This is a genomic window from Acinetobacter sp. AC1-2 (assembly GCF_016124155.1).
GTDB classification, from domain to species: domain Bacteria; phylum Pseudomonadota; class Gammaproteobacteria; order Pseudomonadales; family Moraxellaceae; genus Acinetobacter; species Acinetobacter calcoaceticus.
Genome location: NZ_JABFFO010000003.1, coordinates 211,134 through 223,751, shown reverse-complemented (window position 1 = coordinate 223,751; position 12,618 = coordinate 211,134). Strand labels below are relative to the sequence as shown.

The window sequence follows — 12,618 nt, the reverse complement described above, 5'->3', positions numbered from 1 at the left end:
TTACTATGCTAAGTGGCTAAATTTATTAACATTGATTCAGAATTTCTCCTGCTTTTTGCAATGTCTCATCATTTTTAGCAAAGCAGAAACGAATCAAACGCAAAGACTCTGGCGCTTGCTTGTAGAAAACCGAAACTGGGATAGCCACAATCTTATGTTGTTCTGCTAGAAACTGGCACATTTCAACATCGTTTAAGTCGGGTCTAATTTGACTGTAATCGAGATTTTGGAAATAAGTACCTTGAGACGGTTTTAGCAAGAAACGGCTATGGTGAATCACCTGATTAAAATGATCTCGCTTAGTTTGGTAGAACTGTGGCAGCTCTTGAATATGTTCTGGATGTTGCTCCATATATTGCGCTAGAGCAATCTGACAAGGTGTCGTGCCACAGAAATTCGCATATTGGTAAATTTGGCGGAATAAACGCATTAACTCAGGTGAAGCGACACAGTAGCCTGTTTTCCAGCCTGTGACATGAAAGGTTTTTCCAAAAGAACCAATCACAAAGCTACGCTCTCTGAGCTCTGGAAAATGCAATGCGCTGAAGTGTTGTTGACCATCAAAGACCAAGTGTTCATAGACCTCATCAGATAAAATCACAATGTTTTTATCTTGAATCAGTGCAATGAGTTCTAACCAGTCCTGTTTATCCCAGATTGTACCTGTTGGATTATGGGGAGTATTCACCACAATCATTCGAGTTTTATCATTAATCAAATCTTTAAGTTGTTGCCAGTTCACCTTAAAGTCTGGAGCTTCAAGAGCGATGTGGATGGCTTTACCACCAGCTAACTGCACGGAAGGGCCATAACTGTCGTAACTTGGGTCAAAAATAATGACTTCATCGCCCGCATTAATGCATGCCTGTATGGCACAAAAAATTGCAATGGTTGCGCCGGGAGTAATCGTGATTTGCGTTACAGGATCTAGTTGAAGTTGGTCACGTTGCTGAAATTGTAAAGCAAGCTGTTCACGTAAACCGAGAATACCATCGCCAGGTGGGTATTGATTATGCCCAGCCAAAGTCGCCTGAGATAAGGCTTCCAGTAAGGCTGGTGGAGCCGGAAAATCTGGAAAACCTTGTGACAGGTTGAGTGCACCTAGTCGATGTGCCATTGCCGTCATGGTGCTAAAAATCGTCACGCCTTGAGTGGCCAATTTTGACTGAAGCTGTAGCATATTGTTCTCTTATAAAAATATTTAAAGTTATAAAATTGATTCAATCACTGCCCGAATTACACCGAGTGTTAAACCAATAAATGCCCCGACTACAACGCCGTTCACACGGATCATATGTAAGTCGCCACCGACTTCGTTTTCAATTTTCCCAATCATTTCGCGCGAATCCCATTCATGAATGCGCTCGCTGACATAACGGATGATTTTATGGCTATATTGATCTGTAAAAGTCAGCGCAAGGCCTGTCATTTCTTTGTTCAACACTTCACGTACTTTGGCATTTTGAACAAGGTTTTCACCCAGTTGCTGAATAGCAGCCCGAAGGTTCATTGCAATACCTGAGTCTTTTTTCATTAAATCTTCTTTAATGGCATCACACAAAATGGTGACGGCACCACTGATGAAATTTAGGACTTGCGGACTGTCTAAAAGAGCATCTTTACCGCTGTTGAGGCGTTGGCTGGCAGCACTGTCTGGTTTTGCCAGCTCTAGCATGAGCGAGTGGGCAATGGTTTCAATTTCCTGTCGCCATGGGTGTTCATGGTCTGCCAGCATCGATTCTACTTTTTCAACGAGTGAGTCGATGGTGCGTTGTTGAACATCAATACCAATCCAGCTTGCGCCTTTTGCAAGTGACCAGACACCCAGTGCTTTAAACATTTTTCGGGTCAATTCACGGGTTTTATCTGGGTTTTGTACCACCCACTCATGGGCGATATCGAGTCCACGCTGTAAAACGTCTTGGTGGAAGTCATTTTCCAATACCGCGCGAAGCATTTCACTTGCGAGTTTATTGACTTCGGTATTACGCACCCACTGCACACTATTGTTTTGCACAAAATTGGCAATTTGATCTTGGCTAACAAACTCAAAAATTTTCGGAACGGTTTGCTGAATGAGCTGGACCACTTGCGTATTGTTTTGTGGACTTGCTAGCCATTGACCAATTGCGAGGCTTAAGTCAGTTTTTTCTAAGCTTCGTTCTACCACTTGAGGCGAAAGAAAATTTTCCTGTACAAAACGGCCCATTGACTCTGCAATGCGTGCTTTGTTGCGTGGAATAATCTCGGTGTGGTCCCTTAAAAATTTAGGAATCGGTAACTTACCAAATGGGTTCCGAAATAGAACTGTAATCGCGTACCAGTCGGCTAAGCCACCTACCACGCCGGCTTCAGCCCCTAACATCAAAATATGAATAAAACCTGTGTACTCTGGCAGAAAACGGTCGGCTACCATCAGTGCAACCCACAGCACAACGACAATAATAAGCGCCAGAGTAGCAAAATATTTGCTACGTTTTAGACTGGGCACGTGGTGAACTTCTTCTGCCATGTTCATAAATTTATCCTATTCATTTTTGTTTTACTGGAGGCTCAGGCGGTGGCAACAGCTCTCCTGTCGGACTCAATCCATATTTTTGTCCGATTGATTTCAAGATCAAGGTTGCATCAAAAGCATCCTGAGGAGCCTGCTTCTGATCCCGATAACATTCAATAGTATACGACACTTGAACAGGATCGATATTGACCACTTGTGGGTAATCATAGAACGGATCATGCCAGAAACCAGGGTAACGACGACCGTAACCATATGGGTAAAAACTTGGAGCAGATGGATAAACCACAGCCTGACGTTGTGGTTTCTGGCTCTGATTACTTGGGTCATTTTGTACTTTAAAAAAGCGAAAACCTTTTTGTACCGTCGTTTGTGCTGATTTTACCAAAGTGATTTCTTCAGCTGCGCCATAACTCATATTTGGGTCAGCTTGAAAACTAATCCGAAAAGTTTGGGCATTTAAGGGATATGCTGAAAACTGACCAAGCTGATCAAAGGTTCTTGGTTTACTTGGCGTTGTTGCACAAGCAGTTAAAGTTAAGGCAGTGCCTAAGGCTAAACAAAGAGAGAGATATTTCATGATGAACTCCCAGCTGAGCATTTTAAAAAATAGATGACTCAGCGTTAAAAATTAAGAAGTTTTAAAAACTACTGTTTGGTTCTAATAAAAATTCAGTTTCCTCTGGAGTGGAGGCACGTCCAAGAATCGCATTGCGATGAGGATAACGACCAAAGCGATCGATAATCACTTTATGCTTTTTCTCAAAGCTTAAGTTAATTTCATTGCCGAGGCGTTGAAATAGTTTCAAGGCAAACTCATGGATCAATTTTGATTCACTATGCATAAACGGCATATATAAAAAAGAGCGTTGCTCTGGATTAAGCTGTGCATCTAATTGCAAGCTAATTGCTTCTTGTGCTAAAGCTAAAGCAAGGCTGTCGTAAGCAAAAGATTGTGGTTGATCACGATAAATGTTGCGAGAAAACTGGTCTAGTACAATAATCTCTGCCAGACGGCCTTCAGCCGTTTTTCGCCAAGACCAGAGTTCTGCTTGAGTTGCCTGTCGATGAACGTCAGAAAAATTTTCACGAATTTTTTTGTCAAAATCATCACTTTTTGCAAACCAAAGTGAACGGTGTTCAGGTGAAAACCAGAAGTTTAAAATGTCTTGATCGTTCATGATATTGACAACTCTTTAGCAATTATTCTTCAATAAAATCACAATTCTTTCGTGTCTTAAATAACAAGATTGTGATAAAAATTGCCAAACTGGAATGATGTGATTATATAAGTAACCGTATCATCTCACGATTTTGTATATAGTGATCTTTAATAAGCGAGCAAATGCATGAGTCAACCCACTACACCATCTCAATCAGTTATTCCTGCTTGGGTGGATTCGTCGCTACTACAAGGCATGTTACGTGGAATAGAGCGTGAAAGCCTACGTATGCAAAGTAATGGGTTCTTATCGCAAGAGTTACATCCAAAAGCATTAGGTTCGGCTTTAACACATCCGCAAATCACGACTGATTATTCAGAAGCATTGATGGAGTTTATTACTTCACCTAAGCCAACCATTGGTGAAGCTTTACATGAGCTCACCGATATCCATGCGGTTGTGCATCGTCATTTAGAAAATGGTGAAAAACTCTGGCCGCTGTCTATGCCATGTATGTTAGATGACAATGAAGAACGAATTCGTCTAGCGCAATATGGCACTTCTAATATTGGTCGCTTTAAAACACTATACCGTCGTGGGTTAGGAATTCGTTATGGTCGTCGTATGCAGACGATCTCAGGTGTGCATTACAATTTATCTTTTCCAGATACGCTTTTTGCTGAGTTGCAAGCTCACGAAACTGATGAACAATTAAAATCATTAAGTTTGCAGGATTATCGTAGCCATCGTTATTTTGGTCTTATTCGTAATTTTATCCGTTTAACGCCACTGGTGATGTTTTTGGTCGGTGCGAGCCCAACGGTATGTCGTTGTTTCTTGACCGGACATAAACATCAGTTGTTGCCTTTAATCAAAGGTTCATACTATTTACCGTATGCTACAGCTTTACGTATGGGACGATTGGGCTATCAAAACTCAGCCCAAAAAAGCTTAGGTATTCATTATAACAATTTAACTGGTTATTTGGATGGTTTACAAAAAGCCGTTCATTCTCCTTACCCACCATTTAGCCGTTTAGGGTTAAATGATGCCGCTGGTGAGCCGTTGCAAATTAATGATCATGTTTTGCAGATCGAGAATGAATATTACAGTCTCGTACGTCCAAAACAGGTGCCTCAAGCGGGTGAAACGCCATCTCAAGCCTTGAAAAATCGAGGAGTGGGTTATGTTGAACTACGTGCTGTTGATGTAAACCCATATTCGTCAATTGGCGTTGATGAAACGACAGCTGGCTTCCTTGAAGTGTTAGCACTTTATTGCTTGTTAAGTGATAGCCCAGAGCTGTTAGGCCCTGAGCAAGATTTGATTGAAAAGAACCAGACCGAAGTGGTGAATCGTGGCCGAGCGCCGAATGCAACCATTACAGATTTAAACGGTTCTTATCACATCGAAGATTGGGCACGTTTGTATATTGCTCAAATGCAAGGTTGTGCGCAGTTACTCGATCAGACCTATGGAACAAAGCTGTATGGTTCTGCATTAGCGATCATGCAAGCACGAATTGATGAAGTTGATGAAACTTTGTCAGCCCATGTGATTGACGATACGTTAAAGCATGGTGGAACTTGGAGTTTTGGTAGCCACATGGCCCAGTTACATGCTGAAAGTTATGAGGAGCATGAGCTTAGTGTGGAAACCTTGAAACATTTTGAGCAATTGGCTGCACAATCTTTACAGCAGCAAGAACAACTTGAGCAAGATACTCAGGTCAGTTTTGACCAATATCTTGAACAATATCGATAATAAAATGAGGTTTTACATGCGATTAAGTTACCGTTTGGTGAGTGGACTACTTGTTTTAGCAAGTATTGTCGGCATGTCTTTTGCGTTGTATCTGGAACATGTAAAAGGTTTGGAGCCATGTCCGCTCTGTATTTTTCAACGTGTTGGCTTAATGGCAATGGGCCTTGTGGCACTGATTGCATTTTTGCATAACCCCGTTTCCAATGCAGTTAAACGCTTTTACGCATTTTTGGCTGGCATCGCAATTTTATGGTCAGTGGGTGTAGCAGGGCGTCATGTCTGGCTACAACATTTACCACCTGATCAAGTACCAAGCTGTGGTCCGGGCTTAAACTATTTAGTTGATGCCTTACCAATGAAAACAGTTTTACAGGAAGTCCTGTCGGGTTCAGGTGAATGTGCAGCGATTGACTGGACCTTTTTAGGTCAGTCTTTACCAGTTTGGTCATTGGTTTATTTCATTTTGCTATTACTCGTATGTTTATGGCAATTGTTCCGTTTTTATCCAGTGTTTAAGACTGCTAAAAAGTAAGTTTAAACAGATTAAAAAAAGCTCAATATTATGTTGGGCTTTTTTTATTGTTTTATAATTAATCAAACTATAAAAAAATAAATTGAAAAAAAAGCATAACGATGTAGACAGATAGTTCTGTTTTTTATAAAGTGCAGCCGTTTTATATCCTTATGATTATAAAAAATGCTTTTTAATATATTTAATGTTTTGGAAAAAATAGGGTTAAGTGCACAGAAACGCGCGATTCACGTGCAATTTTCTAATGAACTACTCAATAACCAAGTTTTTTTACAGCGTATTGAAGGCCAACATCAGCTAAATGGGGGAGTTGAAGCTGAGTTAATTTGTCTTTCGACGAGTGCCCAAATTGCATTGAAGCAGTTTATAGGGGTGCAAGTTGCTGTTGATCAGGTGACCGATGCAGGTCAATTATTTCGAACAACAGGAATTGTGACTGAAGCTAGTTATGGACAAAGTGATGGCGCTTTAACGCTTTATAAATTGACCTTAAAAGACGCGACAAATTTATGGCACAAACGCCGTAACAGTCGTGTTTTTATGAATAAAAGTATCGTAGAAATTACCGAAGTTCTATTCAAAGAATGGCAAGAAAAAAGTCCACTTTTTGCGACAAGTTTAAGCCTAGACCTGAGTGGGTTAAGCCAGAGTTATGATACTCGTCCATTTATCATGCAGCACAATGAACCCGACTATGACTTTCTTACGCGTTTATGGCGAAGTGAAGGCGTGAGTTGGTTAGTTGATGAATCAGAACTTCTCGTTCCCCATTTTACTGCTCCGGTACAGGCCCAAAAGCTTAGATTAATTGATGATAATAACCAGTACCAAGCTTTAGCACGCCGTAGCATTCGCTATCACCGAAGTAGCGCGACAGAATATCAAGATAGTATTACGGGTTTGGTTGCGGTGCGGAGTCTGCAACCGACTGCGGTACATGTGCAACGCTGGCAGCCCGATGCCTTATCACAAGAAGAAGGCGCTGGTTCCGTCATCACGACCCATACACATTCAGATAACTTTGATTCAGCGAGTTTAAGCCTTGAGCAAGCATGGCACATGAGTCCTGCTTGGATGCAAGATTTAAAAGGTGAGGATCAGGCTACTGCTTCAACTAGTAATCAGCTAGAGAAACTGAATCAGCAATTTAATGACATGTATGCAAGTCAGGCCAAATACTTTAAGGCTTATAGCAGTGTCAGAGATAGCCAAGTCGGCTATTGGTTTAATCTCCGAGAGCATCCGGAAATTGATCAACATGAAGGGGCTGATCAAGAGTTCCTGATTATCGCTAAAAATTTCTATAACCAAAACAATCTACCTAAAGACTTACATCAGCAAGTTAGCCAGTTATTAACCCAAAGTCGTTGGGATAAACACGGTTATGATGATATTGAGCGACAAGGTAATGAGCTGACTTTAATTCGCCGTCAAATCAAAACGACACCTGAATATAATCCAGAACAGCATCGTCCGATTGCCTACCCACAAAGAGCGAAAGTTGTGGGGCCAGAGGGTGAAACCATTCATGTCGATGAATGGGGGCGTATCAAGGTGCGTTTTCTGTTTACCCGTAGTGATGATCATGGACATGATGGTGGCGCAGGTAGCAATGACAACGATACAGATTCAGCTTGGGTCGATGTACTGACTCCGTGGGCGGGTGAAGGTTATGGAGCACGCTTCTTGCCGCGTATTGGTGAAGTAGTGGTCATTGACTTCTTTGATGGCAATATTGATCGTCCATTTGTGACAGGGCGCATCCATGAAGCGCAGCGTTCACCAACCAAGTTTGATGTGAAAGGACAGCTTCCTGATACTAAAAAACTCAGCGGTATTCGTAGTCAGGAAGTTAGTGGCAGTGGGTTTAATCAATTGCGATTTGACGATACGACAGGGCAAATCAGTACCCAACTACAAAGTAGTCATGCAGCAACACAGCTGAATTTAGGTAATTTAAGCCATCCTAAAGAACAAGCAACCAGTCAGGGTCGTGGTGAAGGCTTTGAGTTGAGAACAGACGCTTGGGGAGCTGTGCGTGCAGGTAAAGGCATGCTCATTAGTACCTATGCGCAAGAGCAGGCAATTGCAGATCATTTAGAAGCTGCACAAGCACAATCCTTACTTTCACAAGGCTATGAAAGCATGAAAATGCTCAGTGAAGTTGCAGCCAAGCAACAAACTGATGCTTTGAACGTGATTAACAGGTTACCCAAATTCATCCAGTCACTTGAGCTAAAAACCACAGGGCAGGCTTTAAATAGCACGGTAAATCTATTTAAAGAAGGGATTAATAACGATCCTATTCATGCGTTAAAAGATTGTGGTGGTTTTATTGAAGATATTGGTGCACTAGGTGGCGATGCAAAAGGAGTTGTAGATGAATTTAATACTTTCTTTAGCGATGCTAAAGATTCGGTAGAGAATTTAAAAGCCTTTATTGAAAATGTTGAAGAACATGGTGCTGACATTGTTAAAGGCAAACTCGCAAGCATTAAAGATCGAATTCATCAAAATCCATTTGAAAGTCTTAAAGAGGTCAGCAAAGTCTTAGGGAATGTCGAGACTAAAGACTTTGACTTGATGAGTGTATGCGGAACTTTTAGTAAGGGCAGTAAATTGGAAGTGACACCTTCTAAAGCATTGGGTTCTTTACAAGGCTTTATGGAGGGTTATACCCAAGGTCTAGAAAGTAGTGCAGATACGAAACAACAAGAACAGGGCAAAATCTTTAGACAAGCCCTTATGTTATTAGCATCGCCAAATGGTATTGCTTTAACGACACCTGAAAATATTATTTTGCAAGCTTCACAAGATATTGCTGAAAGTGCCAGTGGTTCAATTAATTTAAGCGCACAGAAAAATATTATTGGGCATGCACAAGACAAAATTAGTCTGTTTGCCGCGCAAAAGGGTTTTCGTGCTTATGCAGCAAAAGGAAAGCTCGAGCTACAAGCGCAAGATGATGCTATTGAAGCGATTGCCAAGAAGGTCATCAAGCTCATTTCTACTGAAGAAAAAATCGAGCTTACGAGCCCAAAAGAAATTGTATTAACAGCGGGTGGATCTCAGCTCAAAATTAATGCGGATGGCGTATTTTCAACGACAGGCGGTAAGTTTGAAAGTAAAGCTGGACAGCATTTGTTTACGAGCGGAGCTAAGGTTTCTTATGAGGTTCCTGAGTTGCCGAAGATTGGTCCATCTGCAGTTAAATTTTTATTTACTTCAATATTTGGAGAAGCAATTCCTGAAGCTAAAGTTATAGTGTTTGATGACTTAGAAAAACATACATTATGGGAAGGGGTAACTGATGGAAACGGTTTAACACCTTTATTAGAAAGTGAAGATACTAAAAAATATTCTACATATTTAGGTTTTGATCAATGGTCTAGCTCTTTTTATGATGATGAAATCGACGATGATAATACTAACGATATGATTCTAGAACCAGGTGACCATGGTTCACAACTTGATTAAATTTTAGTAGGTAGAAATAAATGAATAAGAAAATACACAAAGTTGTAAAAGGTGAAACACTTTGGGGAATATCAAAGCATTATGGGATTCCTTTAAAGAATTTAGCTGATTGGAATAACTTAGCTGGACGACTAATTCATAATATAAGTATTGGGCAAAAAATATATTTATATCCACCTGAAGAGGAAATTGATACATTTTTAGCTATTCGATTGTTGGATTTAGCATTTAATCCAATTAATACTGCTACATTAAATTTAGAATATGATGGTGTGAAAAAAGAAATTGAAATACTAAATGGAAATTCTCCTGTAATTGCTATTAAAGATCACACTAAGGGAATTAGAGTTTATTTTAAAAGTAACCAAAAAGGCTTTTATTTAATTGCTGATCATAAAAAATTGCCTTTAGGTAAAAAGAAATTAGTTTTAACTTCTAGAATGATGAAATCATATGGTGTATATGGTTATAAAGAAGGTACTGAAAATCAGAAAGTAAAAGATGTTAAAATTGATTTAAAAAATAAAAATAAAGAAATAGCAAACAAGAAAGATGTAAAATCATCTTCAGGTCCCGTAGTGATTGAAGATAATAATGAGTTAAACAATCAAAAAGGAGTGTTGATTGCTAGAGGAGAGAATACTTCAGCTAGTGAAAATTTACAAAAACAAAAAGAAACACCACCTCCAGCTCCTTTACCTGAAACAATCGACAAATCGGTTAGAACTGAACGAGGAGAAAAAACACACGCTATTGCTAAGGTTGGAAGTGAAGGGAATTTGAGACTGGTTGCTGCAAATGAAATTTATAGAAAAGATATTCTTGATGCTGAAAAAAAATATGGCATAAATGCAGCAACCATAGCAGCTCTTATTTGTATTGAGACGGGAGGAGGCAAAGTTGAAAATAAATGGGATTCAAACGCAGTAAATCCACAAGGAACAGGAGTCGGTCTAGGTCAATTTTTTACACCCACTTGGTTAGAACTAGCAACAGATAAAACAGGTAAGCTTAATCAATATATAGTTAATAAAAAAGGATATAAAATACTAGTTGGCAGTGGTCGTTGGAGAAGCTATACACTTTCTGATGACCAGCGTACTGATGACCAGAAAAAGAAAAAATTACAACAACCTATAGTTAAGTTGAATAACAGTGATATCAATTGGATAAATTCTCTAAGAACTGATGCGGGATTGTCAATTGATACGATAGCTTTGTCTGCAAAAAAAAATTTAGAGGGCTTAAAGCGTAGATTAAAGAATAATAGTTTATCTACTAGCGGGGTTGATAACTTAACTCCATTAGAAATGAGTAAACTTATATATTTTTGCCATCATGAATCGCCTGGTTCTGCATATTTGATAATGAGAAACAGTATTGATGAAGATACTGCTAAGAATAATTTTAAATCTAATGTAAGTAAGAAAGTTCAAGCTAAATACTTAAAGCAAGGTAATAATAATTATATTCAAGCTTATAAAATTTGGATGTATGAAAATCTAATTGATACAAAAGTTCATACTTTAGAATTTATGTTAAATACAAATGGATTACATGAATCTAATATGGTGGATATAGAAAAGAAAATTTTAAATTCTAAGGAGCAGCCAAAACAGGAGCCAAAACAGGAGCCAAAACAGGAGCCAAAACAGGAGCCAAAACAGGAGCCAAAACAGGAGCCAAAGATTGGCGGTGCAAATATTTGGTTTGATCCATTAAAAGTAAATAGAATGAGATCAGCTGGAAAATATGCTGCTGTCGCAAAATCCTGCACATTCGGTATGGTTAGAAATGGTGGGACAAGAGCACACCAAGGAATTGATTTAGAAGCAAAAGTTGGAGATGAAATAAGGGCAGTTGCTTCAGGAACTTTATATGCCATTAATAGAGATTTTAATGCTAAAGGAGATAGTAGTTTTGGGGCGACTATTACATTGCAAGTAAAAGTAGATGATTTACCCGATAAACAAAAACTTTACATAAGGAAACGCTATCCAGATATAATATTTGTTTGGTTTTTTTACGCCCATTTGAGCCAAATCAATAGTTTTGAAAGTGATGAAGCGTGGATTGAGGCTGGAACTCCATTAGGAAAAACTGGATGTAGTGGCAATGCACATATAATGCCAACAGTTGAATTAGGCAGCCATTTACATTTTGAAGTTTGGTATTTGAAGGATCATGGGAAAGGTAATAAATCATTACCTACAAAAGATCAAGATGGTAGAGGTTTAGTTGGTCGTTTTGATCCGTCCCCTTTGCTTAATAACCCATTACCTCCAACCAAAGAAAAACGATGAGATTAGATATGTATTTAAGAAAAGTATTTTTAATATTAGCTCTGTTGATACCAAACCTTTCACAGGCAAAAAATATCATTCTTTATGATGATTCAAATAGTGTTATTTCTCAGGGCTATAAAAGTATTAATGAACTTGGACAATCTGTAAAAATAGATAAAGATTATGAAATTCTAACAAAAGAAAACTCTTTTAATTCTGATGATAAGGATACTCATTCTTATAGTATTCTCCTGAAACAACGAAATAATTTATATACTTTGGATAAAAATAAAATATCTGGTTTGAATAGATATATTCTTTCACCATATTTTTCTGATAATAATTTTATTGGTTTTGTGCAATATACAGAAAATGTATTAAGAAGTGATTTTTATATTATAAAGAAATTTTATATTTTTAATAAAAAAACTAAAGAAATTGCTGTTGTAAAATTAAATAATACAAGTGTTTCTTATAATAAGGATGGTCAATATGATTATAAATTTTTAGATCAAAATTATATAAAAAAAATTAGTGTGGATAATTCTTTAAATATATATACTGTAAACTCTATATATGAACAAAATAACCCAGCTGTTTGGGGGGTGTTGTCAAAAGAATTTAAGTCAGGGCTTAAAATTAATAATGGTTTTAAATTTAAGCTAACAAAAGATAATAAAATTAAATGTGAGGATTTAAAAGGTTCAATTCAAGAGTGTAATGAAGGTTTTATGCAAATTCACCAAGTAAAGTAAAGGTTTTAATTATATATTTTAATTTGTTAGAGTATACTTATTTTTAATAAAAAGTTAAATAAACTAATAGTTGGGTTGTAAATATACAGACACTTTTATTACTGAAAGTGCCTGTATAAGCTAATTT

General features: G+C 38.3%; 9 protein-coding genes. 5 read left to right on the top strand and 4 right to left on the bottom strand.

Annotated features, from left to right (window positions below):
- Positions 1–25: 25 nt before the first annotated feature.
- The 4 genes from HL290_RS12985 to HL290_RS12970 all read right to left on the bottom strand — a co-directional run bounded on the left by HL290_RS12985 (position 26) and on the right by HL290_RS12970 (position 3,696).
- Positions 26–1,180, bottom strand: coding sequence for a pyridoxal phosphate-dependent aminotransferase (locus HL290_RS12985; protein WP_198496684.1), 1,155 nt, complete (start codon positions 1,178–1,180; stop codon positions 26–28).
- Between the two features lie 27 nt (positions 1,181–1,207).
- Positions 1,208–2,518 carry a DUF445 domain-containing protein gene (locus tag HL290_RS12980; protein ID WP_003654158.1) on the bottom strand — a complete coding sequence of 437 codons (1,311 nt, stop codon included), beginning with the start codon at positions 2,516–2,518 and terminating at the stop codon, positions 1,208–1,210.
- Between the two features lie 13 nt (positions 2,519–2,531).
- Positions 2,532–3,095, bottom strand: a complete 564-nt coding sequence (locus tag HL290_RS12975) for a CC0125/CC1285 family lipoprotein (RefSeq protein WP_198496683.1) — start codon at positions 3,093–3,095, stop codon at positions 2,532–2,534.
- A 61-nt stretch (positions 3,096–3,156) separates the two neighbouring features.
- Complete coding sequence (locus HL290_RS12970) at positions 3,157–3,696, bottom strand: DUF924 family protein (RefSeq protein WP_133747309.1); 540 nt, start codon at positions 3,694–3,696, stop codon at positions 3,157–3,159.
- Positions 3,697–3,864: 168 nt separating this feature from the next.
- Between HL290_RS12970 and gshA the strand changes: the two genes are divergently transcribed.
- From gshA to HL290_RS12945, 5 genes are all read left to right on the top strand, one after another.
- Positions 3,865–5,442, top strand: a complete 1,578-nt coding sequence (gene gshA / locus HL290_RS12965; RefSeq protein ID WP_198496682.1) for a glutamate--cysteine ligase — start codon at positions 3,865–3,867, stop codon at positions 5,440–5,442.
- Between the two features lie 16 nt (positions 5,443–5,458).
- Positions 5,459–5,974, top strand: a complete 516-nt coding sequence (locus HL290_RS12960) for a disulfide bond formation protein B (protein WP_198496681.1) — start codon at positions 5,459–5,461, stop codon at positions 5,972–5,974.
- 165 nt (positions 5,975–6,139) lie between these two features.
- Positions 6,140–9,451 (top strand): type VI secretion system Vgr family protein, encoded by a 3,312-nt coding sequence (locus HL290_RS12955; protein ID WP_198496680.1) that lies wholly within the window; start codon positions 6,140–6,142, stop codon positions 9,449–9,451.
- A gap of 20 nt (positions 9,452–9,471) precedes the next feature.
- Positions 9,472–11,754, top strand: coding sequence for a LysM peptidoglycan-binding domain-containing protein (locus HL290_RS12950; protein WP_198496679.1), 2,283 nt, complete (start codon positions 9,472–9,474; stop codon positions 11,752–11,754).
- The gene (locus HL290_RS12945) at positions 11,751–12,491 is read left to right on the top strand and encodes an RND transporter (protein ID WP_227602287.1); all 741 of its coding nucleotides are present in this window, start codon (positions 11,751–11,753) and stop codon (positions 12,489–12,491) included. Before HL290_RS12950 ends, HL290_RS12945 begins: the two co-directional genes overlap by 4 nt.
- Positions 12,492–12,618 lie beyond the last annotated feature (127 nt).